Origin of the sequence: Glutamicibacter nicotianae, assembly GCF_016907615.1 — a bacterium.
Taxonomy (GTDB): domain Bacteria; phylum Actinomycetota; class Actinomycetes; order Actinomycetales; family Micrococcaceae; genus Glutamicibacter; species Glutamicibacter nicotianae.
This window is the reverse complement of record NZ_JAFBCH010000001.1, coordinates 2,378,716-2,404,678: the sequence shown is the minus strand read 5'-3', so window position 1 is coordinate 2,404,678 and position 25,963 is coordinate 2,378,716. Positions and strand designations below refer to the sequence as shown.

Genomic DNA, 25,963 nt, shown 5'->3' with positions numbered 1-25,963 from the left:
TCAACGGTGGTGTACGGATTTACTCCGGTCACCACCGTTGACGTTTAAGAGGAAATCATGGGTACCACTGTGGACGCAGTTCAATCCGGGAGCACGGACGCTAAGGCCAGGAAATACGTAGGCCTTGGCCTTGTGCTCGCTCTGATCGCACTGGTTTTGGACCAATCGGTCAAAATTATCGTTGAGCAGAACATGCGGCTTGGCCAGTCGATCGAAGTGATTCCCGGGTTCTTCAACATCCACTACATCCTGAACCCCGGTGCCGCGTTCTCAATTGGCGAAGACTTCACGATCGTCTTTGCGATCCTGCAATCCGCTGCGGCGATCTATGTCATCTACCTGCTCTTCCGAAAGGTGCTCGCCAGAAGCTGGGCCATCGCTCTGGGCTGCCTGCTCGGTGGCGTGCTGGGCAATGTCGTGGACCGGCTCTTCCGTGAACCTGGTTTCGGTTTCGGGCACGTGGTGGACATGCTGTCCGTCAACCACTTCGCTATCTTCAACGTCGCCGACTCGTTCATTGTCTGCTCCATGATCGCCGTGGCGTACATGCTCATCCGCGGCCGCAACCTGGATGGCAGCATTGGCGATCCTCCCAAGAAGGACCAGTCGGATAAGGGCGAAGCAGAACCAAACGCATGATCTCCAAGGAAACCGCCATTCACGAACTGCTTGTCGACCCAGCCGATGCCGGCACGCGCCTCGATGCCTATATCTCCCGATCCCTGCAGATCCCGCGAACCCTGTCCGCTAGCCTCTGCAAGGACTCGCAGATCCAGGTCAACGGGCGGACCATTAGCAAATCCTTGAAAATCAAGGCGGGCGACCGGCTGGTTGTCACCATCCCGCCGCAAGCAGACCCATTAGAAATTAAGGTTGAGAAAGTGGAAGAGCTGAAGATTGTCGCGGACGACGATGACTACGTGGTCATCGACAAGCCCGTGGGCGTCGCAGCCCATCCATCCCCAGGCTGGGTCGGCCCGACAGTCGTCGGCGCACTCATAGCCGAGGGGTACAACATCACCACTTCCGGTGCAGCCGAACGCCAAGGCATCGTGCACCGCCTGGACGTGGGCACCAGCGGCCTGATGGTGGTGGCGAAGACCGAACGCGCCTATACCGAATTGAAGCGCGCCTTCAAGGAACGCACCCCGAAGAAGATCTACCACGCGGTAGTGCAGGGCTTGCCCGACCCGATGGAGGGCACCATCGACGCGCCGATCGGACGCCATCCGGGCCACGACTGGAAGTTCGCCGTCCTGGAAGGCGGACGCGACTCGGTCACCCACTACAAGGTCATCGAAGCCTTCGGCCGGGCCTCGCTGGTCGAGGTGCATCTGGAAACCGGACGAACTCACCAGATCCGTGTCCACTTCTCGGCCTTCGGCCATCCCTGCGCCGGAGACCAGACCTACGGTGCGGATCCCAAGCTGGGGGCCGCCCTGGGCCTGACCCGCCAGTGGCTCCATGCCATGCGGCTGGGCTTTTCCCATCCGGTGACCGGCCAGTGGATGGAATATGAAAGCGAATATCCTGCGGATCTGGCAGGGGCCGTAGAGCTGCTGCGCGACGGCGGATACTAACTTCAAAGGTGCTGCTGGCCACTGGCCAGCAGCACCTTGTGTCGCGATAGCCACAGCACCGCGCCGAGGTGAGCCCAAGGCCAGGATTGATCGCTAGACTGGTTGGGTGAGTGCTACACGTGACGGTTTTGTCCATCTTCATACCCACACCGAATATTCCATGCTGGATGGTGCGGCGCGGCTTGGCGAACTCTTCGCTGAAGCCAACCGGCAGGGCATGGAAGCCATGGCGATTACCGACCATGGCTATCTGTTCGGTGCCTTCGACTTCTGGCGCCAGGCCACCGGCGCCGGCGTCAAGCCGATCATCGGTGTCGAAGCCTATGTCACCCCCGGCACCGCACGCGATGACAAGACCCGCGTGAAATGGCGCACCGACGAATCCCAAAAGGGTGATGACGTCTCCGGTGGCGGCCTCTACAACCACATGACCTTGCTCTCGTACAACAACAAGGGCATGGACAACCTCTTCAAGGGTTCTTCCCGCGCCTCGCTGGACTCCGTGTTCGGCAAATACCCCCGTTGGGACCGCGAACTGCTCAACGACCACCACGAAGGCATCATCGCCACCACCGGCTGCCCTTCGGGTGAAGTGCAGACCAAGCTCCGCCTAGGCCAGTACGACGCTGCCAAGGCCGCCGCGGCAGAACTGCAGGATCTGTTCGGCAAGGAAAACTACTACTGCGAGATCATGGACCACGGTCTGGAGATCGAACGCCGCATCACCAAGGACTTGCTGCGCCTGGCCAAGGAACTGGACATTCCCCTGGTGGCCACCAACGACTTGCACTACACCCATGAATCCGATGCCAAGGCCCACGAAGCGCTGCTGGCCATCAACTCCGGCTCCACGCTCGACGAGCCCACCTACGACCAGGGCGGCAGCCGCTTCGCCTTCTCCGGCACCGGCTACTACCTGAAGTCGGCGCGCGAGATGCGCGAGCTGTTCAAGGAATTGCCGCAAGCCTGCGACAACACCTTGGAGATCGCCGATCGCGTCGAGGTCTCCTTCGACACCAACGCCAACTACATGCCGAAGTTCCCCTGCCCGCCGGGGGAGGACGAGACCAGCTGGCTGATCAAGGAAGTCGACAAGGGACTGCACTACCGCTACCCGAACGGCATCCCGGAAGAGTCGCGCAAGCAGGCGGACTACGAGCTGGACGTCATCATCAAGATGGGCTTCCCCGGATACTTCCTGGTGGTGGCCGACTTCATCAACTGGTCCAAGGATCACGGCATCCGCGTAGGCCCGGGACGCGGTTCCGGTGCAGGCTCCATGGTCGCCTACGCCATGCGCATCACCGACCTCGACCCGCTGAGGCACGGCCTGATCTTCGAGCGCTTCCTTAACCCGGAGCGTGTTTCCATGCCCGACTTCGACGTCGACTTCGATGATCGCCGCCGTTCCGAGGTCATCAAGTATGTGACCGAAAAGTACGGCGATGAGCGCGTATCGATGATCGTGACCTACGGCTCGATCAAGACCAAGCAGGCGCTGAAGGACTCCTCGCGCGTGCTCGGCTACCCGTTCAGCATGGGCGAATCCCTGACCAAGGCGCTGCCGCCGGCGGTGATGGCCAAGGACATCCCGCTCAACGACATCGACAATCCGGAATCCAAGCGCTACTCCGAAGCCGGCGATTTCCGCAACCTGGTGGCAAATGACCCGGAAGCGGCACGCGTCTTCGAGACCGCCAAGGGACTGGAAGGGCTGAAGCGCCAGTGGGGCGTGCACGCCGCCGGCGTGATCATGAGCTCGGACCCGATCATCAACGTCATCCCGATCATGCGCCGTATCCAGGATGGCCAGGTCATCACCCAGTTCGACTACCCGACCTGCGAAGGTCTGGGGCTGATCAAGATGGACTTCCTGGGGTTGCGCAACCTCACCATCATTTCCGATGCGCTGGAGAACATCGAGTACAACACCGGCAAGAAAATCGATCTCGAAACCCTGACCATCGAGGACCCCGAGGCCTACAAGCTGCTGGCCCGTGGAGATACCCTGGGCGTGTTCCAGCTCGATGGCGGCCCGATGCGTTCGCTGCTGAAGATGATGCGGCCGGATAACTTCGAGGACATTTCCGCAGTGATCGCGCTGTACCGCCCGGGCCCCATGGGCGCCAACTCGCACACCAACTATGCGCTGCGTAAGACCGGGTTGCAGGAAGTCACCCCAATCCACCCGGAGCTCGCCGAGCCGCTGGAAGAAATCCTCGGTGGCACCTACGGCCTGATCGTGTACCAGGAGCAGGTTATGGCTATTGCGCAGAAGCTGGCCGGCTACTCGCTGGGCCAGGCAGACATCCTGCGCCGCGCCATGGGCAAGAAGAAGAAAGCCGAGCTGGATAAGCAGTTCGCCGGCTTCAAGCAGGGCATGAACGACAACGGCTACTCCGATCAGGCCGTGCAGACCCTGTGGGACATCCTGCTGCCCTTCTCCGATTACGCGTTCAACAAAGCCCACTCGGCGGCCTACGGCGTCGTCTCCTACTGGACCGCCTACCTCAAGGCGCACTACCCTGCCGAATACATGGCCGCGCTGCTGACCTCGGTGGGCGATGACAAGGACAAGCTGGCGCTGTACCTGAACGAGTGCCGCCACATCGGCATCACCGTGCTGCCGCCGGATGTCAACGAATCGGCATTGAACTTCACCCCGGTGGGCAAGGACATCCGCTTCGGCATGGGCGCGATCCGCAACGTCGGCACCAACGCGGTTGCTGGCATGGTCGAAGCCCGCACGGAGAAGGGCCACTACAGCGACTTCAACGATTTCCTGGGCAAGGTCCCTGCTGTGGTCTGCAACAAACGGACCATTGAATCGCTGATCAAGGCCGGCGCCTTCGACTCCATGAAGCATCCGCGCCGGGCACTGGTGGCCATCCACGAAGAAGCCGTGGATTCGGTGATCCAGGTCAAGCGCAACGAGGCCGCCAACCAGTTTGACCTGTTCAGTGCCCTGGGTGCCGAGGAATCCTCCGAGTCGATGCATGTGGCGATCCCCGACATTCCTGACTGGGACAAGAAGGAAAAGCTGGCCTACGAGCGCGACATGCTCGGCCTGTACGTCTCCGACCACCCGCTGCAGGGCCTGGGCTCCGCACTGGAGCAGTACGCAGATATGCCGGTTACGCACGTGCTCTCGGACGACGGCCCGCAGGACGGCCACATTATTTCGATCGCCGGCATGATTTCCGGCCTGCAGCGCCGCATCGCCAAAAAGAGCGGCAACCCCTATGCCCGCTGCGAGATCGAGGACCTCTCCGGCTCGATGGAAGTCATGTTCTTCGGCCAGGCCTACCAGCCGATCGCCGAGGTCCTGGCCGATGACCTGATCGTGGTGGTCAAGGGACGCGTGCAGCGACGCGATGACGGCTCGATCACCCTGAACGCCCAGGAAATGATGATCCCGGAAATTTCTGAGGATGCCAACGGGGGACCGGTAGTCATCGGCATCCCGACCCACAAGGCCACCGAAACCCTGGTGCAGAAGCTCGGCGATGTGCTGCGCACGCACAGCGGCAACACCGAGGTGCGGGTCAAGCTCACCGGTAGCCGCGGCACCTCGCTGATGCGCCTGGGCATGAACTTCCGGGTCAACCCGAACCCCGCGCTGTTCGGCGATTTGAAGGTCCTGCTCGGCCCGCACTGCCTGGACGTGTAGGAACCCCAATGGCCGACCCGATGACCGGGGAAGGTAACTAAATAAAACCTTCCCCGGCCATCAGCGTTAAACTAGGAAGGTGAGCACTATTCCAGAAACTGAATTCTCGGCACTCGCCACCCTCGATTGGCGCAACGAATCCCTGAGCTACGCGCAGCTGAAGGCCAAGCTGCCCCGCCCGGCGGTGAACTCCCAGACCGCTGCCGACGCAGTGCAGCAGATCATCGACGATGTGCGCGCCCATGGCATGGAGACGCTCAAGGACCTGTCCAAGCGCTTTGACCATGTCGAGCTGGAACACACTCGCGTGCCGCAGCACGAACTGGACCGTGCCCTGGAAGAACTGGACGCGAAGGTCCGCCTGGCATTGGAAGAATCCATTGACCGCGCCCGCGTCTTCGCCAAGGCCCAGCGCCCAGACGACGCCGAAGTCCGCTACGCCAACGGTGCAACGGTCACCCAGCGGTGGGTCCCGGTGCGCCGCGTCGGCTTGTACGTCCCAGGCGGCCTGGCGGTCTATCCTTCCTCGGTCATCATGAATGCAGTGCCTGCCCAGGCTGCCGGGGTCAGCTCGCTGGCCCTGGCCAGCCCGCCGCAGAAGGAATTTGGCGGCCTGCCGCACCCAACCATCCTGGCTGCGGCCAAGCTGCTGGGCATCGATGAGGTGCACGCCATGGGCGGCGCCCAGGCTGTTGCAGCGTTCGCCTACGGGGTGGAGGTGCCTAACGACGAACGCGGAGGCATCGAACCGGTGGACGTGATCTCCGGCCCGGGCAACGTGTTCGTGGCCACCGCCAAGCGCCTGGTGAAGGGCGTGGTGGGAATCGATGCTGAAGCAGGTCCCACGGAAATTGCCATCCTTGCCGATCAGGGAGCCGACCCGGGCTTTGTCGCCGCAGACATGATCTCGCAGGCAGAACACGATGCCAACGCCGCGGCCGTGCTGATAACCGATTCGCTAGACCTGGCGGCGGGCGTGCGCAAGGAACTTGAAAAGCAGGTAGCCGCCACGAAGCACATGGCCCGCGTGACCGAAGCGCTGTCGGGTACCCAGTCTGCCATCATCCTGGTCAAGGACCTGGACCAGGGCATCGCGGTGTGCAATGCGTACGCTGCCGAGCACCTGGAAATCATGGTGGCCGACGCGGAAGCCACCGCCGCCCGCATCACCGCGGCCGGTGCCGTTTTCGTCGGCGCCTACGCTCCGGTGTCCTTGGGCGACTACTGCGCAGGTTCCAATCACGTGCTGCCAACCAGCGGCACGGCGCTGCACGCCTCGGGCCTGAATGTGAACACTTTCCTGAAGGCCATCCAGGTAATCAACTACGACAAGGCGGCACTGGGCGAAGTGGCCGCTCACGTGATAAATCTTGCCAATGCCGAGGACCTGCCGGCCCATGGCGACGCGGTCGCGGTGCGAAACGCGCAATAGACGCTAAACTGATAGGTGACATGAGTTGATTCTTGCCGCCGCAGGTGCGCGAGAATACTTGTTGGGCTACAGATGGAGGTGCCGTGAACTGCCCGTATTGCCGTAATGCCGATTCCCGAGTGGTCGATAGTCGAGTGGCCGACGACGGCGTCTCAATCCGTCGCCGCCGCCAATGCACTGCCTGCTCGCGCCGTTTCACCACTACCGAAACTGCGAGCCTGAACGTGCTTAAGCAGTCCGGTGCCGTAGAACCGTTCTCACGTAACAAGGTCATCAATGGCGTCCGCAAGGCCTGCCAGGGCCGTCCGGTCACCGATCACGACCTTGCAATCCTGGCCCAGGAAGTCGAAGAGGCGGTCCGGACCTCCGGTGCCGCCGAAATTCCGGCGCACCAGGTGGGCCTGGCAATTCTGGAGCCGCTATCGCGCCTTGACGAGGTCGCCTACCTGCGCTTTGCCAGTGTCTATCATAACTTCCAGTCGCTGACTGATTTCGAGACGGCCATTGCACGCTTGCGCGACCGCCGGGGCAAGGTTCCGCAGGGAACCCAGCGTCCGCTTTCGGCCGACTAGCCGCCTTCGTACAAAGCAAAACGCCAGTGCCCATAGCCTTTCGAGGCTGGGGACACTGGCGTTTGCGCTAGGCTGGGCAGTCGCTTATGGCAGCGTGAGGATTTCGGCGCCGTCTTCGGTGACGAGCAGGGTGTGCTCGAACTGCGCGGTGCGCTTCTTGTCCTTGGTTGTCACGGTCCAATCGTCCTCCCACATATCCCATTCGATGGTGCCCAAGGTGAGCATCGGTTCGATGGTGAAGACCATGCCCGGTTCAATCAGGGTGTTGTAGGCGGGGGCCGCATCATAGTGCGGAATGATCAATCCGGAGTGGAAGGCTTCGCCCACTCCGTGGCCGGTGAAGTCCCGGACCACGCCGTAGCCGAACCGCTTGGCGTAGGTTTCAATGCTTCGGCCAATGACGTTGATCTCGCGTCCCGGCATCACGGCTTTGATGGCGCGCTTCAGCGAATTCTCGGTGCGCTCAACCAGCAGGCGGGATTCTTCATCCACGTCACCGACCAGGAAGGTGGCGTTGTTGTCTCCGTGAACGCCGCCAATATAAGCGGTGATATCGATATTGATGATGTCTCCATCTTGCAGCACGGTCGTGTCCGGGATGCCATGGCAGATGACTTCGTTCAATGACGAGCACAGTGACTTGGGGAATCCGCGGTAGCCCAAGGTTGACGGGTACGCGTTGTGATCCATGAGGAATTCATGGCCCAGGCGATCCAGCTGATCCGTGGTTATCCCTGGCTGGCAGGCCTTGCCCACTTCCTGCAGCGACTGGGCGGCAATCTTGGAAGCTATCCGGATGCGCTCGATGACTTCTGGGCTTTTGATTTCCGGGGCCGAGTTGGCGGCAGGTTCCTTCTTGCCAACGTATTCGGGACGTTCGATGTGTTTCGGTACCGGAAGTTCCGGGGATACCGTGCCGGCGGTGAGATTTCCAAGTGGTGCAGTTGAAGCAATAGCCATGCTTTTATTCTAGCTACAGGCATCTTCGGCTTCGCCAAGAGATAGCCGAAAGAACTGGTGGTGTTGCACCTATTTTCCACCGGTTGGGATACCGTGGAAGCAATAGCAGGTTTCGAGATTAGAGGAGTTTTCCATGAGCTCAGTTGGCACCCCGGGCGAAGGCCAGTACTGGTACAACGTCTCAACCAAGACCGTGGAGAAGGGCCCGCAGTCTGATTGGTCGCAATTGCTCGGGCCATATGACACGGTTGCTGAAGCCGAAGCCGCGATGGCGAAGGTCCAGGCCCGCAATGAAGCCTGGGACGAGGCGGAGGAAGAGGACCAGTAGCCGCTGAAGGCACCGGTCCCCGCGGTGCTGTGAATGGCAGAATGGTGCGCTTCCGGGTTGGGCAACCAGGAAGCGCACCATTGTGCTAAGCGGTGTGAGCCAGTCTCATTCCTTGAATTCGTACTCTGCCGACGGGAAAGCACCGGCAACTACGTCCTGGTGGTATTCGCGCACCGCGGTGCCGATAACCTCACGCAGATCTGCGTACTTCTTGACGAAGCGTGGGGTGCGCCCCCCGCCAAGGCCAAGCATGTCCTGCCAGACCAGGACCTGTCCGGTGGTGGAGTTGCCGGCGCCGATGCCAATGGTCGGGACCTTCAACGCGGCATCGATTTCGGCGGCGACCGGGCTTGGCACCATTTCCATCAGGATGCAGAAAGCGCCGGCATCTTGCAATGCCACAGCGTCGTGCTTCATCTGCGCGACGGCGTCGCCGCGGCCCTGCACGCGGTACCCGCCCAAAGCATGCTCGGACTGCGGGGTGAACCCGATGTGCCCGATGACGGGTACACCGGCAAGGACCATGGCGCGAACGTGCTCGGCGTATTGCGCGGTGCCTTCCATCTTGACCGCGTGGGCATGGCCTTCCTTCATCAGGCGCACCGCGGTGGCCACGGCCTGTGCCGGAGACTGCTCGTAGCTGCCAAACGGCAGGTCGGCGACGACCAACGCGCGCTTGGTGCCATTGGCTACAGCTTTGGTGAAGACGATCATTTCGTCGAGGCTGATCGGCAGCGTGGACTCGTAGCCGAGCACGGTATTGGCGGCTGAGTCGCCAACCAGCAGGATCTCGATCCCCGCCGAATCGAAAATTTCGGCCATCATGACGTCATAAGCAGTTAACATCGCGAATTTTTCGCCATTGTCCTTGGCCTTCTGCAAATGATGAAGTCGGACACGGGACGGGGCTTTTTCAGGATCCCCTAGGTATGGTTGTGGCATGAAACGACTTTATCGCACTTGGACAGGGCGATGCAGATCGTTGGGACCGTCCTGACCCGATATAGTGTTGCCACAGGTCAATTTTCTTGCCGGTTGTAATCAGCGCCGGATATCAGAATCCCGAAGGTGGTGGAAAATGGATCGTCAGCAGGAATTCGTACTGCGCACCATTGAAGAACGCGACGTTCGATTTGTGCGAATGTGGTTTACCGACGTGGTTGGTTCACTCAAGTCCGTGGCTCTGGCTCCTGCTGAAGTTGAAGATGCTTTCGAAGAAGGTCTGGGCTTTGACGGTTCCTCCATTGACGGACTGTCCCGGATCTCGGAATCTGACATGCTGCTTCAGCCCGATCCTGCCACCTTCCAGATTCTTCCTTGGCGTGGCGAGGTTGAACCGACCTCCCGCATGTTCTGCGACATCCTGACTCCGGAAGGCCAGCCTTCCAACGCCGATCCGCGCCAGGTGCTCAAGCGCCAGCTGGCCGAAGCCTCGAACATGGGCTTCACTTGCTACACCCATCCGGAGATCGAATTCTATTTGCTGCAGAACGATCAGCTGGATGCCAATGGCCGTCCGCAGCCGATCGACAACGGCGGCTACTTCGACCATGTACCAGATGGCGTGGGACAGGACTTCCGCCGCGCGTCGGTGACCACGCTGGAAGCCCTGGGCATTTCGGTGGAGTTCTCCCACCATGAAACCGGCCCGGGCCAGAACGAAATCGATTTGCGCTACGCCGATGCGCTGCAGACCGCCGACAACATCATGACCTTCCGTACCGTCATCAAGGAAATGGCGATGCAGAAGGGAATCCACGCGACCTTCATGCCCAAGCCCTTTGCCGACCATCCGGGCAGCGGCATGCACACCCACTTTTCATTGTTCGAAGGCGATGCGAACGCATTCTTCGAAGCAGGCCGCGAATACCAGCTCTCCGACGTGGCGCGCTCGTTCATCGCAGGCATTCTGCACCACGCGCCGGAAATGACCGCCATCACCAACCAGTACGTGAACTCGTACAAGCGCTTGTGGGGCGGGGGAGAAGCGCCAAGCCACCGTTCGTGGGGACACAACAACCGTTCGGCACTGGTCCGCGTGCCGCTCTACAAGCCGGGCAAAGGGCAGTCGGCCCGCGTTGAATACCGCGGGATCGACTCGGCAGCGAACCCGTACCTCGCCTATGCAGTCCTGCTCGGCGCCGGCCTGAAGGGCATCCGCGAAGGCTACGAGCTGGAAGAGCCGACCGAGGACGATGTCTGGAGCCTGTCCACGGCGGAACGCCGTGCTTCGGGCCACGTTCCGCTGCCCGGCAGCCTGCACGACGCATTGCGCGCTATGGAAGAGTCGGAACTCATGGCCGAGGTCCTCGGCGAACAGGTATTCAACTCGTTCCTGTCGAACAAGCGCACCGAATGGGAAGAGTACCGCCAAGTCATCACCCCATACGAACTGAACAAGTATTTGGGAATCCTCTAGAGACTTCGCCGCGTGAAGCTGCGTGGCGAAATGCGGGAGAACACGAGAAACCATGCCGGAAGTACCCTCGCGAGCATTGATCAACGCTGGCTTCAGCGACGTCGAACGGGCCAAGAATTTCCTTCAATCCAAGGAATTATCCAAGATTGATCCCGATCTGATCGTGAGCAAGATGGCGCACGCGCCAGATCCGGATCAGGCGCTGCTGCTGGCGCTGAGGTTGGTTGACCGGCATCCGGAAGCCATCGACATCTTCATGGAGCCGGCCAGCTGCCAAGGGCTGGTAAGGCTCCTGGGCAGCTCGTCGGCGCTGGGCGAGTTCCTCATACGCTGTCCCGAGGCCTTGGATATCGTCCGCCAAGCTCCTCCAGGCGAATTCGCGTCCGTTCCCTCGGAACAACTGGTTGAGGACTTGCTGGCTTCCATCGAGGCCAACGAATCCGAGGGCGGGCACTGGGTTTCGTCCTATACCGGTGCTGAAGCACGCCAGCGTTTGCGCACCGCCTACCGAAAGGCCTTGCTATCGCTGGCACACCGGGACTTGGGATCCACCCAGCCGCAACGCATCCTGCCCAAGGTTGCCGCCGAACTGGCCGACATGGCTGGAGCCGCGCTCGAAGGAGCCCTGGCCATTGCCCGGGCCGAAGCCGCCGAACAATATGATGCGGACGACGTCGACCGGGTGAAGATCACCATCATCGGCATGGGCAAATGCGGTGCACGTGAACTGAACTACATCTCTGACGTGGACGTCATCTATGTCCATGATTCAGCACTGGGTATGGACGACGATCTCGCCGCCGCGATCGCCACGGTCATCTGCGGCAACACGGCGCGTGCCCTGATGGTGCCAGGACCGGAGCCGATGCTGTGGGAAGTGGACGCGAATCTCCGCCCCGAGGGCAAGGACGGGGCGTTGACCCGTACGCTATCTTCCCATGAAGCGTACTACCGGCGTTGGGCCCACTCGTGGGAATTCCAAGCCTTGCTCAAGGCCCGCGCCATAGCCGGAGACAAGGAACTGGGACGCTCCTATGAGCGCATGGTCTCGCCCATGGTGTGGTCCAGTTCTGAACGCGAGGGTTTTGTCGAATCGGTCCAAGCGATGCGCCGCCGCGTCAGCGACAACATCGACAAGCAAGACGTCGCGTGGCAGATCAAGCTCGGCCCCGGCGGGCTGCGCGACGTCGAATTCACCGTCCAGCTACTCCAGCTTGTCCATGGACGTGTGGAACCTGCCATTCAGGTGGCAACAACCACCCTGGCCATCCAGGCCATGAGCGACACCGGCTACATTGGCCGTGACGACGCCACGAATTTCGATGACTCCTATCGTTTCCTGCGTTTGCTGGAGCACCGAATCCAGCTCAGCCAATTGCGCCGAACCCATTTGATGCCACGGGCCGAAAATGCCCAGCGCGTACTGGCGCGATCAATTCGCGGTGCCGGAGACCTGCAGCCGAGCAGCCCGGAGAAGCTGATGCGCCGATGGAATGAAACCAAGCGCATGGTGCGTTCGCTGCACGAGCGTATTTTCTACCGGCCGCTGCTGGTGAGCAGTTCCAACCTCTCGGCCGATGATGTCAGGCTCACCGCAGAATCCGCGCAGGCCAGACTTCGCGCCCTGGGTTATCTTGACCCCAAGGCAGCGATGCGGCATATCGAAGCCTTGACCGGCGGGGTCTCGCGCAGCGCCTCCCTGCAGCGGCAATTGCTCCCGGTGCTCTTGGACTGGTTTGCCCGCGGGGTGGACCCGGACGCAGGTTTGCTGGGCTTCCGCAGGCTCAGCGAGGCGCTGGGGAAGTCCCATTGGTTCCTCGGCATGCTGCGCGATACGAATGCCGCCGCCGAGCGATTGAGCCATCTGCTGTCGAACACGCGCTTCCTGACTGATCTGCTGGCCAATGAGCCTGCCGCAGCCGCCTGGCTGGGCTCTGACGCCTCTTTAGCGCCGCAGACCTTCGAGAACCTGCTGCAGCAGAACACTTCCATCATCCATCGCACGAAACAGCCCGAGGCGGCCATCCGGATGATCCGCATGGTGCGCCGCCGCGAGTTCTTGCGTGTTGCGCTGGCCGACGGAGCGGGCCTGCTAACTGTTGATGAAGTCGGCAATGCCCTGTCGAACATTGACGCCGCCATGGTGGACGGGGTGCTGAAGGTCCTTTTGGCTGACGACCAGGCCAAGCACGGGGAGCATGCGGTAATTGCGGTCATTGCCATGGGCCGCCAAGGCGGTCGGGAAATCGGGTACGGCTCCGATGCGGACGTTCTGTTTGTCCAGCGTCCGGTCCCCGGCACCAAAGATCAAGCCGCCCAGGAACAAGCGCTTCGGGTGGTCACCGACCTGGTGTCGTGGACTTCGAAGCCTTTGAAGCCGGCGATTCCAGCGGAAGTGAAATTGAAGGTTGACTCGGATCTTCGTCCCGAGGGCCGCCAAGGCATGCTGGTCCGGTCGATTGACGCCTACGCCAGCTACTACCAGCGTTGGGTGGAAATCTGGGAGCAGCAGGCATTGCAACGTGCCCGCCCGTTTGCCGGAGACGACCAGTTGGCCGCAGACTTCATGGAACTGATCAAGCCGGTGCGCTATGGCAAGGGGCTCGAAGACACGGAGATTCGTGAAATCCGCAAGATCAAGGCCCGCGTCGAGTCTGAACGGCTCCCGCGCGGTGCCGACCCGAACCGCCACCTGAAGCTGGGACGCGGCTCGCTGTCGGATATCGAATGGCTGGTGCAGTTCTACCAGCTGCAATACGCGTGGAAACACGAGTCCTTGCGCACCACATCCACGCTCAAGGCGTTGGAAGAATTGGCCAAACTGGAGCTCATCTCCGAGCAAGACAGCGAGCTGCTGGCGACTGCCTGGCGGCTGGCTACCCGGATCCGCAGCGCCGAGATCATCACCTCCGGACGTTCCAGCGATGTGCTGCCCAGCTCGGCGCGCGATATGGAAGCCGTGGCTCGCTGGTGCGGCTATGAGCCGAACACCGGCATGGAACTGGAAGAAGACTACCTGCGCGCCACCAGGCACTCGCGAGCCCTGTTCGAGCAGCTGTTCTACGGCTTCGAAGACTAACCCGGATGTCCCTGACACGGATCAACGAGAAGCTGTGGAACCCCGAGCCCGGGCGTTACCGGGTGTGGCAACGCCAAGCCTATCTGGGCTCGGGCGAAGCATTCTGGGGGCAGTCCGCGGTCGCGCTGCGGCACTGGGAGGTGAAGACCCGCAGCGGATTTCGCATCAGCCCGCAGGACAAAGTCCGCAGCGGAGCCCAGCCGCAGATCATCGTCCCGGTGGGGCCAGTGTCCATCCACGAGCCCGTTGAGGTTGTGGAAGTCCTTGAACGCAGCGATGTTGTGGGATTCGCCTATCGAGCGTTGCCCGGGCACCCGGTCTCCGGGGAGGAAGCGTTCATCCTGCGTCGGCTGGGGGCATCAGTGTTTTTGGAAATCCGTTCGCTCACGGCCGCATCGGATCGCCGGGCCTGGCGTTCGGTCTTCTGGCTGCTGCTGGGCGCGCAGAAGCTTACTCGATGGCGCTACCTACGGGCGCTACGCCAACGATAACTCTGGACATCGCCGCGCGCAGGGTGCGGTCGCCACAGCATCAATTTTCCGACGTCCTCGCACCGGTGTCTGATAAGGGGATATGCTAGGCACTCAGATCCAGATTTCAGTTCGGCGTTTGCGCAGCGCCTGATGGCGCCGATGGTGCGAGGGGAGCAAGCCATGGATCCACAGCTAATGCAGGCAGCGGTCGAACAGTCGTTGCTGGCGTTGGGCAGCAACGACAGCGGCCCATTCGGGGCCGTAGTGGTACTGGACGGCAAGGTCATTGCCGCCGGCTACAACACCGTGGTGCATGATTCCGATCCGACAGCCCACGCGGAAGTCAATGTGATCCGCAAAGCCGGGCAGGAGCTCGGGACTTTCGATTTGTCCCAGTGCGAGCTGTACACCAGTTGCGAGCCGTGCCCGATGTGCCTCGGCGCCATCTACTGGGCGCGATTCAAGCACGTCTACTATGCCAACGACCGGCAGGACGCGGCAAGCATCGGTTTCGACGACAACTTCATTTACACCGAGCTGGAACTGCCCATGAGCCAACGCCGCATCCCATTCACCAAGGTCGACATGCCTTCAGCCCTTGCCGCTTTCGAGGCGTGGACCGCCAAGGGCGACAAGCAGGAATACTAGCCGCCGCCGTATCAGCGCTGGACTGGTGCCAGCCGATGCTCCACATCAGGCCACGGGACATGGATGCGTTCGGCAGGCTGCAATGCCTTAGCCCGCAACGCATCGGCCAGCACAATGCCGTGGGGCGAGACCTCCACGATGGACAGCAATTCAGTAGCGTCGCAGGATCCGGCATCCAGCACCCAGGAATTCATCAACTCGCTGATGCCGCGCTCGACGAGCAGCTGTTCGCCGTCAAGGTAGTCGCAATCATCGGCTACGGCATGGCCCAAGACATTGCGCGGGGTCACCCGCTGGTAGTCGGGATCCGCTGGGTCGAGATAACCGACGGTTTCACCGTCTTCGCGCTGCACGCTGACCCAAGTTGTAATCTTCATGACGCCAGCCTACCCCGAGACGAAACAACGCCGGGTCCCGCCAACAGGCGGGACCCGGCATTGAGCCGTTACCGTACGAGACGGTGATTAGCAGCCATAGTAGAGCTCGAATTCGTATGGGTTCGGGCGCAGGCTCAGTGGCTTGATTTCGTTTTCACGCTTGTACTCGATCCAGGTCTGGACCAGGTCCTCGGTGAAGACGCCGCCTTCTAGCAGGAAGTCGTGGTCGGCTTCCAGGGCCTTGAGGGCTTCTTCCAGGCTCTCAGGAGCGCGCTGGATGTCCTTGGCCTCTTCGGCAGGAAGCTCGTAGAGGTCCTTATCGATTGGCTCTGCTGGTTCGATGCGGTTCTTGATGCCGTCCAGACCAGCCATCAGCTGAGCCGCGAAAGCCAGGTATGGGTTCGAGGAGCCATCTGGTGCGCGGAACTCGATGCGCTTGGCCTTAGGGTTCGAGCCGGTGATCGGGATACGGATGCCAGCCGAGCGGTTACCCTGCGAGTAAACCATGTTCACTGGAGCCTCGAAGCCCTTGACCAGGCGACGGTAGGAGTTCACGGTTGGGTTGGTGAAGGCCAGAACAGCCGAAGCGTGCTTCAGCAGACCGCCGATGTACCAACGAGCGGTGTCCGACAGGCCAGCGTAGCCCTTTTCGTCGTAGAACAGTGGCTCGCCACCGTTCCACAGCGACTGGTGCACGTGCATGCCCGAACCGTTGTCGCCGAAGACTGGCTTTGGCATGAAGGTTGCCGACTTACCCCAAGCGTCTGCCACGTTCTTCACGACGTACTTGAAGAGCATCAGCTCGTCCGCAGCGTGAACCATGGTGTTGAACTTGTAGTTGATTTCAGCCTGGCCGGCAGCGCCGACTTCGTGGTGGCTGCGCTCGACCTCAAGGCCAGCCTTGTCCAGCTCGACGCAGATGGCGTCGCGCAGGTCAGCCTGCTTGTCGGTTGGTGCAACTGGGAAGTAGCCGCCCTTGAAAGCAGTCTTGTACCCCTGGTTGCCGCCTTCTTCCTTGCGGCCGGTGTTCCAGGGTGCTTCGTCGGAATCGATCGAGTAGAACGCGCCCTGCGGCTTGGATTCGTAGCGAACGTCCTCGAAGATGAAGAATTCAGCTTCTGGGGCGAAGAATGCGGTGTCAGCGATGCCGGTGGATTCCAGGTATGCCTCAGCACGCTCGGCAACGCCACGTGGGTCGCGGTGGTAAGGCTCACCGGTGCGTGGGTTGATGATCGAGAAGTTGAAGGCCAGGGTCTTTTCCAGGCGGAACGGATCGATGAAACCGGTGGTGACATCTGGGATCAGCTGCATGTCGGACTCAGAGATGCCGGCGAAGCCGCGGATGGAAGAACCATCAAAGAGCTGGCCGTTGACGAAGAAGTCGGCATCCACGGACTTGGCCGGCACGTTGAAGTGTTGCTGTACACCTGGTAGGTCGGTGAAACGGATATCGACGAACTTGATGTCCTCTTCGGCAATATATGCCAAGACTTCTTCTGGACTGGTAAACATGTGCAGGTGACTCCCTGGTGAGATATGAGGTTTGGTAAACGGAACCCGTAGCCAGAATTATCTGCCTGGTCCTCTTGCTTACGTATCAAGCTTACCTATGATCCATTTCTGAATGGTGTCTCTATTGTTTCCAACCTGTTACAAGCGGAGAATCCGGGCGTGTCGTATCGATCTGATCTGCGCAGATTGCCAGCTGTAACAATCTGACTTGGATACTTGCTACCGCGTTATGGGGTTCTAACTGGCGCACAGAATTGCTGGATAGACTGTATAGGTGGAAAGAAAAGACTTCAGCTCGTGGCTTGAAGGGCCGCCGCAGCACAATACGCAAGAATGGCCCGGACAGGATATGGGACGCCCAGTCAAGGGTCCTGGCTCCGTTGCCAGGTTTCCGCGAAGGGTCGGCGCCCTGCTCCTGGACTGGGGACTGTCCATGCTGCTCAGCTGGTGGCTGTTCAATAGCCATGACCTGGCAACGCTGGGCCTGTTTTGTGCCGGGCAAATCATCGGTGTCGGGTTCACGGGGCACACGATCGGTCATCGCACCTTTGGCATGCAGGTGCAGGCGCTGGATGGAACCGCGATCAAGCCATTGCAAGGCTTGAGCCGTTCGTTGCTGCTTTGCTTGGCTATTCCGGCCTTCATTACAGACAAGGACCAGCGTGGCCTTCATGATCGGTTGCCGAAAACCATCTTGGTGAATATCTCCTAGCCTTCAGGTCCGGACGGCACTAAAGAAGCCGCAACAGGAAAATCCTGTTGCGGCTTCTTTAGTGCTTGTCTTTAGCGTCCACGCATAGCGCGGCGGTTTGGACGTACGCGGTTTGGATCTACGCCCTTGGGGATGGGCAGACGGTTCGCAGTCAACGTGCTCAGACGCTTGTCGATTGCGCTGACTTCCAGCTTCGTAATCGACTTCGGAAGCTTCTTCATTGCCTTGCCAACTTCAGCCAATGGAGTCTGGCCTTCTTCGGAACCAGCGTTGATGATGTGCACAGGCACGTTCGGCAGAACACGGGCAATGCGCTTGCGCTCGGATGCGGCAAGTTCGCGAACGCGGTTCTTCGGGCCCTCGGTGACCAGGACGATGCCTGGACGGCCGATGCCGAGGAACACCAGATCCTGGTGGCGGTTGTAGGCAACCGGTTCCTGCTTCAGGATCCAGCCGCGACGCAGCACGCTCATAGCAGCGCCAGCGGCACCTGGGCGACCCTCAAGCTGCGAGAACGCAGCCTTCTCGGCACGGCGCGACATGATGAACATTGCAGCAAGAAGCGCCAACGGGATTGCGATGATCAACATCGTGATCCAGTTATTGATCAAGAAGCCGATGACCAAGCAGACAGCAATGACGGCCAAGGCGGCCAATGCCATCCACCACACGACCATAGGGTCGTTGCGGCGCGTCATTTGGAAGACCTGGCCAATTTGCTTCAGGCGGCCTGGTTCTTTGTTCTTCTTCTCAGCTTTTGGTTTACGCGAAAACAAGCCACGCTTAGGCGCGGCTGCGTCGTTGTCGGAGTTTTTGGCCATAGTGCCTTAATTCTACGCGATGAAGTTGATAGTTCTAAGCCGTGCTGAATCGAACATGGCATTTTCGGCTGAATTGGCCATGAACGGGCAGTGGAATGGCCCCGGAACCCGCGATGGTTTCCATCTGCAGGCCCGGAGCCATCGTCCAAACTGGTTCGCAAGAACCAGCTACTTGATCAGCGAAGCTGCTTCCTGGCGGGTGTTGCCCGAGGACTCGATATGCGACAGGGCTTCAGGGATCGCCCGGCCCTTCTTGCGCATGGCACCAGCCCAGAGACGGCCAGCGCGGTAGGAAGAGCGAACCAGTGGCCCGGCCATGACGCCCGAGAATCCGAGTTCTTCGGCTTCCTGCTGAAGCTCAAGGAACTCCTGCGGAGTGACCCAACGGTCAACTGGCAAATGCAGGTCCGTGGGGCGCAGGTACTGGGTCAAGGTGAGCAGATCGCAGCCGGCCTCATAGAGGTCGCGCATGGCCTCTGAAATTTCTTCACGAGTTTCGCCCATGCCCAGGATCAGGTTTGACTTGGTGATCAATCCGCGCTTGTGGCCGTGGGTGATCACATCCATGGAACGTTCGTAGCGGAAGGCCGGGCGAATGCGCTTGAACAGGCGGGGCACGGTCTCGACATTGTGGGCGTAGACCTCCGGCTCCGAATCGCAGATGGCATCCAGGTTCTCGGGCTTGCCGCTGAAGTCGGGAATCAGCAACTCGACGCCGGTGTTCGGGTTCATCTTGTGGATCTGCCTCACCGTCTCCGCGTACAGCCACGTGCCCTCGTCTTCGAGGTCATCGCGGGCAACACCGGTGACGGTGGCGTAGCGCAAATCCATCTTCTTCACGCTCATGGCCACCTTGAAAGGTTCCGAGCGGTCGATGGCCACCGGCTTGCCGGTGGCAATCTGGCAGAAGTCGCAACGGCGGGTGCATTCGGAACCGCCGATGAGGAACGAGGCCTCGCGGTCTTCCCAGCACTCGAAGATATTCGGGCAGCCTGCCTCTTCGCAGACGGTGTGCAGCCCCTCGGACTGCACCAGGTTCTTCAGCCCCACGTATTCCGGGCCGATGTTGAGTTTCGCCTTGATCCACTCGGGCTTGCGCTCCACGGGAACGGCGGAGTTGCGCTTTTCGACGCGCAGTAGTCGACGGCCTTCTGGCTCGATGCTCATTGACTGCTCTTTCTGAAGGAAGTGAGTGGTTGTCTAGACGACTTGCGGGGTAAGCAGACGCTCTATTTCCGCTTGAACTCGGTCAACGACGTCTTCAGGGGTGACGGTACGGCCCAGTTCTTCGGAAATGGTGGTGACACCTGCATCTGAGATGCCGCAGGGGATGATCTGGTCGTACGCGGAAAGCGCGTTCGAGCAGTTCAAGGCGAATCCGTGCATGGTGACGCCGTGGTTGATACGGATGCCGATGGCTGCAATCTTGCGGTCCTGCGCGCCGTCTTTGCCTGGTACCCAAACTCCGGAACGGCCCTTGATCTGGGCCGTTGGAATGCCAAGCTCGCTCACGACGTTAATTAGGGCTTCTTCCAGGGTCTCCACGTAAAGACGGATTGCGCTGATCTTGCGGAGCTTGACAATGGGGTAGCCAATGAGCTGTCCCGGGCCATGCCAGGTCAACTTGCCACCGCGGTCCACATCCACGACGGGGGTGCCGTCCAGCGGGAGGTCTTCGGGTTCGGTGCGCTTGCCTGCGGTATAAACCGCTTCGTGCTCCAGGAACAGGACTCTAGGGGTTTGCGTGTCCGCGGCTACCGCATCATGCAGTTGGATCTGATAATCCCAAGCTTCCATGTAGGGCACAAATTTTGAGCCTAGTCCGACTCGTTCGAATTCGATCGCCATGACGGCTAGCCTACGCTCTTGAACGATCGGTCGCTAATTCAGTGCCGTTCAGCTTGCCTGTGGATATCCAGCTTGCATTTCCTGTTTGTGGGATACAACGGAAACATGGATGAATCAACGAATGTTCTAGCGTGGCCGACAAGCCCTGGGCATGTGACTGTCAAGCCGCTAAGTGCCAAGTCACCATGCAAAGTTTGGCTGATCCGGAGGGAAAGCGACCAGATGTATCTGACGCTTAAACTTAGCCTGACTATGGAAAACATCACTTCTCTGCGCCAGGAAGAGGTCAGGCAGTCGCGGAAATATGTCGTCGATTTTTACGGAACCCTGCCGACTCAATTCGGTGAGGGGCTGGTCATGGAATATTGTCCCGGCGGGAGTTTGGCAGACCTCGTTTCCAGCCGCAGCGCCTTTGCGCTTGGTGAATGCGTGACTGCGTTGGCTCCCATTGCGCAAACTCTATCGGTCATGCATTCGCAGGGCCAACGCCATGGGGACTTGTCGCCAGCCAACATCCTGCTGACCGCCAAGGGCATGCCGAAGATCATCGACTTCCAGGAAGCTGCTTCGTCAAGTCAAGCGCTTACTGGTTCCGGCACACCCGGATTCGTCGCCCCTGAAATGCAGGCCGGGGCGTTGGAAAGCCAAGCTGGAGAGCAGGACGTGTACTCGCTGGGCGCCTGCTTGTGGTTTCTCCTGTCGGGACGGGTTCCCGAAGAGGAACTGATGCGTCCACCAGCTAGCGTGATGTTCCCCGGCATCCCCTCGATTATTCATGAGCTCTTGATTGATTCCATGAATCCGGTGCCGCAAGCGAGGCCAACCGCCGACCAGTTTGCTCGAACGCTGTTCGCGAGCTGTCCAGCTGAGCCCATCCATTGGGAAGGTCATGTAGCTGCTGAAGCTACTCATCTGATGGAAACCATCCATCCAACCCAGGAATCGGGTGCTGCGCACAGGCGCTCAAAGCGCGCAAGGGATAACGCAGCAGGGCAGCGGAACAGAGGGAATGATGAATCCTGGCACAGCCATCGGTTGCGCAGGACACCCGGGGCCGTGAAGCTGGCTGGTGCTGCAGTCTTGGGCATCATGGTCATACTCGGGAGCATGCTGGGCGTCAATCATTTCCGGGCCGCTGAGGCGAAGGAAGCGACTGCGCCGGCAATGGCGCCCCCAGCAGACCTAGACTGCAGAATCATGGATGGTGCGCAAGTGCCCGCCTGTGCATTGAATCGGGATACAGTGGTCTCTGCATTCTTGGCACTTTCACGAGAACGAGACAAAGCGATGGGTCAGCTGGCGGGGGAGAAACTCAAGGAGCTCTACACTCCGGGAGCCGAGCAATTGCAGCGCGACCTGGAAACGATAGATCAGCTACGGGACATGGGTTTGGGACTTGAAGGTCTGCGCACAAGACTGAAGGATGTGACGGTATCCGCCCGTGGACAGGGTGACACTGTCATTCTTGCCGCGACATCGACCCAAGACGAATACCGTTACGTGGATGCTGAAGGGGCCACGATGCACACCGTCCAGGCCGCAGAGCCGCAACGCATCGAAGTTGAAATGGTGCTGGATGAAAACGGGTGGAAGATCGGCAAGGTATTACGACGTTAAATGCATAATGGCGGGAGACGACACCAAAGCTTGCTCAAAGCTGTTGGTTGCTTCTCCCACCATCAAGGCTGCTACGGACTAGCTCCAGAGAACCGCAATCGCGATGTTGATGAAGGCCATGCCGCCCACTGCATGGGCAATACCGGTAGAAACTTCCTCGCCGTTCTTCAACTTCTTGCGGCCAATGAAAGCTGCGACCAGGATGATGATTGCAATCAGCGACTTGATGCCAATCTTCATTTGGTTTGGCGAACCGTCGCCGGCCTCGAGAATCCCGACCATGGCCAGACCCGTTACCAGCTGCACGATGGCTCCGTACCACTGCCATACAGAGACAGTAGGGGTCTTGAAATTGGCCAGCCAGCCACCGAAGATAGCTGCTGCGCCCAAGATATGCACGAAAATCAGGAGAGAAAGAAGAATAGTCATGACACTAGCCTAATCTATTTTCGACTGATCGTAGAAAACGCAGAATCGCCCCTGCCGAATCAACGACAGGGGCGATTATCTACCTAGGCGACGAGGGCCGCAACTGGATCTTTACAGTCCCAGTTCGCCTTCGAAGGCGCCACCTTCAAGGCGAGCCTTGACGGTCTGCAGGAAGCGGCCTGCATCGGCACCGTCAACCAGACGGTGATCGTAGGTCAAGCACAGGTACATCATGTGGCGGATGGCAATCGAATCGTTGCCTTCTGCATCGGTGACGACCATTGGACGCTTCACGATCGCACCGGTGCCCAGGATGGCTACCTGTGGCTGGTTGATGATCGGGGTGTCGAACAGTGCGCCAACCGAACCGATGTTGGTGATCGAGAAGGTGCCACCGGACAGCTCGTCTGGACCGATCTTGTTGCTGCGGGTGCGTGCAGCAACATCAGCGATGCGCGAAGCCATGCCTGCCAGGTTCAGATCGCCAGCGTTCGACACGACAGGAACCAGCAGGCCCTTGTCGGTGTCGACTGCGAATGCCAAGTGCTCGGCATTGTGGTAGGTGATCTTCTGGGTCTCTTCGTTGTACTCAGCGTTCAGCTTAGGGTGTGCCTTCAGGCCTTCGGCAACAGCCTTGGCGATGAATGGCAGGTAAGTGAGGTTCACGCCGTTGGTGGCCTTGAAGTTGGCCTTGGCCGCAGCTCGCAGCTTCACGATGCGGGTCATATCGATTTCGTGGACCTGGGTCAGCTGAGTCGATATGTCCAGGGATTCGCGCATGCGGCGAGCGATAACCTGGCGGATACGTGGAGCCTTTTCCTCGGTGCCGCGCAGCGAGGAAACCTCCACTGCAGGTGCAACCGGCTTTGCGGCGGCAGGAGCAGCGGCGGCAGGAGCAGCTGGAACAGCAGCTTCCTGGGCTGCAACAGCGTCCAGCACATCCTGCTTGCGGATGCGACCGCCAACACCGGTGCCCTTCACCGAAGCGATGTCGATGTTGTGCTGGTTAGCCAGGCGGCGTACCAGAGGGGTGACGTACCCGGACTCGTTGTTTGCCTCGGCAGCAGGTGCAGCTGGAGCGGCAGGGGCAGCAGGTGCTTCTTCCTTGGCTGGAGCTGGGGCGGCCGAAGCCTCTTCCTTGGCAGGAGCTGGGGCAGCAGGAGCCTCTTCCTTTGCAGGAGCAGCAGCTGGAGCTTCTTCCTTGGCTGGAGCAGCTGCTGGCGCGGAGCCAGCGGCACCGATAACGGCCAGAACAGCGCCGACTTCAGCGGTTTCATCTTCTGGAACACGAATTTCCAGCAGGGTGCCAGCAACTGGGGAAGGAACTTCGGTGTCTACCTTGTCGGTGGAAACCTCAAGCAGTGGCTCGTCGACGGATACCTCATCGCCTACTTCCTTCAGCCAGCGGGTAACGGTACCTTCGGTCACCGACTCGCCCAAGGCTGGCAGGGTAACTTCGGTACCCGAGGCAGCGCCACCGGCAGGTGCGGCTGCAGGAGCTTCTTCAGCTGCCGGTGCAGCGGGTGCTTCTTCTGCGGCTGGTGCGGCAGGTGCTTCTTCTGCGGCTGGTGCGGCAGGTGCTTCTTCAGCGGCTGGTGCTGCTGGTGCAGCGTCGCCGGAGCCGGAGCCATCGCCGATGCGAACCAGTGGGGCGCCAACTTCGGCGTCCTCGTCCTCGGCCACGAAGATTTCCTCGATGACGCCAGCTACCGGCGAAGGAACTTCAGTGTCAACCTTGTCGGTGGAAACTTCCACCAACGGCTCGTCTACCTCTACGCGGTCGCCGACCTGCTTCAGCCAGCGGGTTACCGTACCCTCGGTAACGCTTTCACCCAGTGCGGGTAGGTTTACGGTTTCAGACATCGTCCCGTATCTCCTTGTTTTATAAAGCTTGAAAAGTGGTGGGAGGCGTTGCCTCCGAGCCTAGTGCATTCAGGCAGCGCGTTACATCAACGCCCTGCCTGAATGACCAATACGTGATTAACCGTGCAGCGGTGCGCCGGCCAAAGCCATTGCCGCTTCGCCCAGGGACTCGTTCTGGGTTGGGTGAGCGTGGATCAGCTGCGATACGTCCTCTGGGTATGCTTCCCAGTTCACGATCAGCTGCGCTTCACCGATCTGCTCGCCAATGCGTCCGCCGATGCCGTGAACGCCAACGATTGGGCCGTTCTTGACGCGAACCATCTTGATGATGCCACTGGTGCCCAGGATCGAGGACTTGCCGTTGCCGGCCAAGTTGTACTCGGTGGTTTCGATCTGGTCAGCGCCGAACTTCTCCTTGGCCTTCGGCTCGGAGTAGCCCACCGATGCGATCTCTGGCTCGCAGAAGGTCACCTTCGGGATGTTGATGTCCTCGACGATGGTTGGCTTCATGCCGTGGATTTCCTCGGCGACGAAGCGGCCATGCTGGTAGCCGCGGTGTGCAAGCTGGACGCCAGGAACGATATCGCCGATGGCGTAGATGTTGCCAACGCCGGTGTGCAGGCGCTCGTCGGTGATTACGAAACCGCGATCTATGGTGATGCCCTGCTCTTCGAAGCCAAGGCCCTCGGTGACTGGACCGCGGCCCACGGCAACCAGGACGATCTCAGCTTCCAGAACCTTCCCGTCAGCCAGCGAGACCTTGGCGCCGTTGGCATCCTGCTCGACCTTCTCGAAGAAAACGCCGGTGTTGAACTTGATGCCGCGCTTCTTGAAAGCACGCTCCAGGTTCTTGATGATGGCTGGATCCTCGTTTGGAACCAGCGATGGCAGGCCCTCGACGATGGTGACGTCGACGCCGAAGGACTTCCAGACCGAGGCGAATTCGACACCGATGACGCCGCCGCCTAGAACGATAGCGCTCTTTGGCAGGTCTTCCATATTCAGTGCTTCGGTGCTGGTCAGCACGCGGCCGCCGATTTCCAGGCCCATGGTCTTGGAAGTGGATCCGGTGGCCAGGATGATGTACTTGCCCTTGTAGACGGTGCCATCGACATCGATGGAATCCTGGGCAACGAGTCGGCCGTTACCGGTGATGACGTTGACCTTCTTCATCTTCAGCAAGCCCTGCAGGCCCTTGTGCTTGCCAGCGACAACGCCTTCCTTGTACTTGCGAACGCCGGCCAGATCGATCGACTCGAGCGAGGAGTTGATGCCGTACTTGGCACCCTCGCGAGCGTTCTCTGCCAGCTCTGCTGCATGCAGGTAAGCCTTGGTTGGGATGCAGCCGGTGTGCAGGCAAGTGCCGCCCAGCTTTTCCTTCTCGATCAATCCAACGGTGTAGCCCAGCTGGATGGCGCGCAATGCTGCCGAGTATCCAGCGGATCCGCCGCCGAGGATGAGGACATCAAATTCTTGCGTTGCTGCCGAATCGGCCACGTGAACGCTCCCTCGTATTCGCTTAGTGAGGCCGGCTTTGGCCGACCAGGGGATCGGGTGTGGACTTTCTGGAGCGTGACACATGCTGGCGCGCACCTTTGATCCACGGTGATGTTTCAAAACTTA

At 60.2% G+C, this 25,963-nt stretch carries 22 protein-coding genes; 12 read left to right on the top strand and 10 right to left on the bottom strand.

Annotated elements, in window-relative coordinates; genetic code table 11:
* Positions 1-57: 57 nt before the first annotated feature.
* The 5 genes from lspA to nrdR all read left to right on the top strand — a co-directional run bounded on the left by lspA (position 58) and on the right by nrdR (position 7,254).
* Entirely contained in the window at positions 58-639 is a 582-nt protein-coding gene (gene lspA / locus JOE62_RS11460) for a signal peptidase II (RefSeq protein ID WP_204722450.1), read from the top strand.
* Positions 636-1,580, top strand: coding sequence for an RluA family pseudouridine synthase (locus JOE62_RS11455; protein WP_204722449.1), 945 nt, complete (start codon positions 636-638; stop codon positions 1,578-1,580). The genes lspA and JOE62_RS11455 overlap by 4 nt, the downstream gene beginning before the upstream one ends.
* A gap of 106 nt (positions 1,581-1,686) precedes the next feature.
* Positions 1,687-5,250 (top strand): DNA polymerase III subunit alpha, encoded by a 3,564-nt coding sequence (dnaE, locus tag JOE62_RS11450; RefSeq protein ID WP_204722448.1) that lies wholly within the window; start codon positions 1,687-1,689, stop codon positions 5,248-5,250.
* A 79-nt stretch (positions 5,251-5,329) separates the two neighbouring features.
* A complete protein-coding gene (hisD, locus tag JOE62_RS11445; RefSeq protein ID WP_204722447.1) occupies positions 5,330-6,682 on the top strand; it encodes a histidinol dehydrogenase in 1,353 nt (450 codons plus the stop codon).
* Between the two features lie 83 nt (positions 6,683-6,765).
* Positions 6,766-7,254 (top strand): transcriptional regulator NrdR, encoded by a 489-nt coding sequence (nrdR, locus tag JOE62_RS11440; protein WP_073706024.1) that lies wholly within the window; start codon positions 6,766-6,768, stop codon positions 7,252-7,254.
* Positions 7,255-7,338: 84 nt separating this feature from the next.
* Here the strand turns inward: nrdR and map are convergent, their stop codons facing one another.
* Positions 7,339-8,214 (bottom strand): type I methionyl aminopeptidase, encoded by an 876-nt coding sequence (gene map, locus JOE62_RS11435; protein WP_204722446.1) that lies wholly within the window; start codon positions 8,212-8,214, stop codon positions 7,339-7,341.
* A 133-nt stretch (positions 8,215-8,347) separates the two neighbouring features.
* Here map and JOE62_RS11430 point away from each other — a divergent pair, with 133 nt between their 5' ends.
* Entirely contained in the window at positions 8,348-8,542 is a 195-nt protein-coding gene (locus JOE62_RS11430) for an SPOR domain-containing protein (RefSeq protein WP_204722445.1), read from the top strand.
* A 105-nt stretch (positions 8,543-8,647) separates the two neighbouring features.
* Here the strand turns inward: JOE62_RS11430 and panB are convergent, their stop codons facing one another.
* Positions 8,648-9,484, bottom strand: coding sequence for a 3-methyl-2-oxobutanoate hydroxymethyltransferase (gene panB, locus JOE62_RS11425; protein ID WP_204722444.1), 837 nt, complete (start codon positions 9,482-9,484; stop codon positions 8,648-8,650).
* A gap of 136 nt (positions 9,485-9,620) precedes the next feature.
* Here panB and glnA (JOE62_RS11420) point away from each other — a divergent pair, with 136 nt between their 5' ends.
* The 4 genes from glnA (JOE62_RS11420) (at position 9,621) to JOE62_RS11405 (ending at position 15,161) form a co-directional block, all read left to right on the top strand.
* Positions 9,621-10,961: a type I glutamate--ammonia ligase gene (gene glnA / locus JOE62_RS11420; RefSeq protein ID WP_204722443.1), complete on the top strand. Its 1,341-nt coding sequence runs from the start codon at positions 9,621-9,623 to the stop codon at positions 10,959-10,961.
* A 52-nt stretch (positions 10,962-11,013) separates the two neighbouring features.
* A complete protein-coding gene (locus tag JOE62_RS11415; RefSeq protein WP_204722442.1) occupies positions 11,014-14,040 on the top strand; it encodes a bifunctional [glutamine synthetase] adenylyltransferase/[glutamine synthetase]-adenylyl-L-tyrosine phosphorylase in 3,027 nt (1,008 codons plus the stop codon).
* 5 nt (positions 14,041-14,045) lie between these two features.
* Entirely contained in the window at positions 14,046-14,531 is a 486-nt protein-coding gene (locus JOE62_RS11410; protein WP_204722441.1) for a DUF1990 family protein, read from the top strand.
* Positions 14,532-14,693: 162 nt separating this feature from the next.
* A complete protein-coding gene (locus tag JOE62_RS11405) occupies positions 14,694-15,161 on the top strand; it encodes a nucleoside deaminase (RefSeq protein WP_204722440.1) in 468 nt (155 codons plus the stop codon).
* A gap of 11 nt (positions 15,162-15,172) precedes the next feature.
* Here the strand turns inward: JOE62_RS11405 and JOE62_RS11400 are convergent, their stop codons facing one another.
* The gene (locus JOE62_RS11400; RefSeq protein WP_204722439.1) at positions 15,173-15,538 is read right to left on the bottom strand and encodes a hypothetical protein; all 366 of its coding nucleotides are present in this window, start codon (positions 15,536-15,538) and stop codon (positions 15,173-15,175) included.
* A gap of 87 nt (positions 15,539-15,625) precedes the next feature.
* The gene (gene glnA / locus JOE62_RS11395; RefSeq protein WP_204722438.1) at positions 15,626-17,050 is read right to left on the bottom strand and encodes a type I glutamate--ammonia ligase; all 1,425 of its coding nucleotides are present in this window, start codon (positions 17,048-17,050) and stop codon (positions 15,626-15,628) included.
* A gap of 433 nt (positions 17,051-17,483) precedes the next feature.
* On the opposite strand from glnA (JOE62_RS11395), the gene JOE62_RS16320 reads away from it, so the two are divergent.
* Positions 17,484-17,762: an RDD family protein gene (locus tag JOE62_RS16320; RefSeq protein WP_233125263.1), complete on the top strand. Its 279-nt coding sequence runs from the start codon at positions 17,484-17,486 to the stop codon at positions 17,760-17,762.
* Positions 17,763-17,833: 71 nt separating this feature from the next.
* Here the strand turns inward: JOE62_RS16320 and JOE62_RS11385 are convergent, their stop codons facing one another.
* The 3 genes from JOE62_RS11385 to lipB form a co-directional block, all read right to left on the bottom strand.
* The gene (locus tag JOE62_RS11385; RefSeq protein ID WP_038993837.1) at positions 17,834-18,583 is read right to left on the bottom strand and encodes a DUF4191 domain-containing protein; all 750 of its coding nucleotides are present in this window, start codon (positions 18,581-18,583) and stop codon (positions 17,834-17,836) included.
* Between the two features lie 168 nt (positions 18,584-18,751).
* Positions 18,752-19,750: a lipoyl synthase gene (gene lipA, locus JOE62_RS11380; RefSeq protein WP_204722437.1), complete on the bottom strand. Its 999-nt coding sequence runs from the start codon at positions 19,748-19,750 to the stop codon at positions 18,752-18,754.
* A 33-nt stretch (positions 19,751-19,783) separates the two neighbouring features.
* Positions 19,784-20,458, bottom strand: a complete 675-nt coding sequence (lipB, locus tag JOE62_RS11375) for a lipoyl(octanoyl) transferase LipB (protein ID WP_255314534.1) — start codon at positions 20,456-20,458, stop codon at positions 19,784-19,786.
* Positions 20,459-20,536: 78 nt separating this feature from the next.
* On the opposite strand from lipB, the gene JOE62_RS11370 reads away from it, so the two are divergent.
* A complete protein-coding gene (locus JOE62_RS11370) occupies positions 20,537-22,048 on the top strand; it encodes a serine/threonine-protein kinase (protein ID WP_204722436.1) in 1,512 nt (503 codons plus the stop codon).
* A gap of 78 nt (positions 22,049-22,126) precedes the next feature.
* Here JOE62_RS11370 and JOE62_RS11365 read toward each other — a convergent pair whose 3' ends face one another.
* The 3 genes from JOE62_RS11365 to lpdA all read right to left on the bottom strand — a co-directional run bounded on the left by JOE62_RS11365 (position 22,127) and on the right by lpdA (position 25,837).
* The gene (locus tag JOE62_RS11365) at positions 22,127-22,477 is read right to left on the bottom strand and encodes a hypothetical protein (RefSeq protein ID WP_204722435.1); all 351 of its coding nucleotides are present in this window, start codon (positions 22,475-22,477) and stop codon (positions 22,127-22,129) included.
* 111 nt (positions 22,478-22,588) lie between these two features.
* The gene (gene sucB, locus JOE62_RS11360; protein ID WP_204722434.1) at positions 22,589-24,340 is read right to left on the bottom strand and encodes a 2-oxoglutarate dehydrogenase, E2 component, dihydrolipoamide succinyltransferase; all 1,752 of its coding nucleotides are present in this window, start codon (positions 24,338-24,340) and stop codon (positions 22,589-22,591) included.
* 117 nt (positions 24,341-24,457) lie between these two features.
* Positions 24,458-25,837: a dihydrolipoyl dehydrogenase gene (gene lpdA, locus JOE62_RS11355; RefSeq protein WP_204722433.1), complete on the bottom strand. Its 1,380-nt coding sequence runs from the start codon at positions 25,835-25,837 to the stop codon at positions 24,458-24,460.
* Between the last annotated feature and the right edge of the window lie 126 nt (positions 25,838-25,963).

Coding starts and splice junctions, on each gene's coding strand:
- lspA (WP_204722450.1), top strand. CDS start 58: ATGGGTACCACTGTGGACGCAGTTCAATCCGGGAGCACGGACGCTAAG.
- JOE62_RS11455 (WP_204722449.1), top strand. CDS start 636: ATGATCTCCAAGGAAACCGCCATTCACGAACTGCTTGTCGACCCAGCC.
- map (WP_204722446.1), bottom strand. CDS start 8,214: ATGGCTATTGCTTCAACTGCACCACTTGGAAATCTCACCGCCGGCACG.
- JOE62_RS11430 (WP_204722445.1), top strand. CDS start 8,348: ATGAGCTCAGTTGGCACCCCGGGCGAAGGCCAGTACTGGTACAACGTC.
- panB (WP_204722444.1), bottom strand. CDS start 9,484: ATGCCACAACCATACCTAGGGGATCCTGAAAAAGCCCCGTCCCGTGTC.
- glnA (WP_204722443.1), top strand. CDS start 9,621: ATGGATCGTCAGCAGGAATTCGTACTGCGCACCATTGAAGAACGCGAC.
- JOE62_RS11415 (WP_204722442.1), top strand. CDS start 11,014: ATGCCGGAAGTACCCTCGCGAGCATTGATCAACGCTGGCTTCAGCGAC.
- JOE62_RS11410 (WP_204722441.1), top strand. CDS start 14,046: ATGTCCCTGACACGGATCAACGAGAAGCTGTGGAACCCCGAGCCCGGG.
- JOE62_RS11405 (WP_204722440.1), top strand. CDS start 14,694: ATGGATCCACAGCTAATGCAGGCAGCGGTCGAACAGTCGTTGCTGGCG.
- JOE62_RS11400 (WP_204722439.1), bottom strand. CDS start 15,538: ATGAAGATTACAACTTGGGTCAGCGTGCAGCGCGAAGACGGTGAAACC.
- glnA (WP_204722438.1), bottom strand. CDS start 17,050: ATGTTTACCAGTCCAGAAGAAGTCTTGGCATATATTGCCGAAGAGGAC.
- JOE62_RS16320 (WP_233125263.1), top strand. CDS start 17,484: ATGCTGCTCAGCTGGTGGCTGTTCAATAGCCATGACCTGGCAACGCTG.
- JOE62_RS11385 (WP_038993837.1), bottom strand. CDS start 18,583: ATGGCCAAAAACTCCGACAACGACGCAGCCGCGCCTAAGCGTGGCTTG.
- lipA (WP_204722437.1), bottom strand. CDS start 19,750: ATGAGCATCGAGCCAGAAGGCCGTCGACTACTGCGCGTCGAAAAGCGC.
- JOE62_RS11370 (WP_204722436.1), top strand. CDS start 20,537: ATGGATGAATCAACGAATGTTCTAGCGTGGCCGACAAGCCCTGGGCAT.
- JOE62_RS11365 (WP_204722435.1), bottom strand. CDS start 22,477: ATGACTATTCTTCTTTCTCTCCTGATTTTCGTGCATATCTTGGGCGCA.
- sucB (WP_204722434.1), bottom strand. CDS start 24,340: ATGTCTGAAACCGTAAACCTACCCGCACTGGGTGAAAGCGTTACCGAG.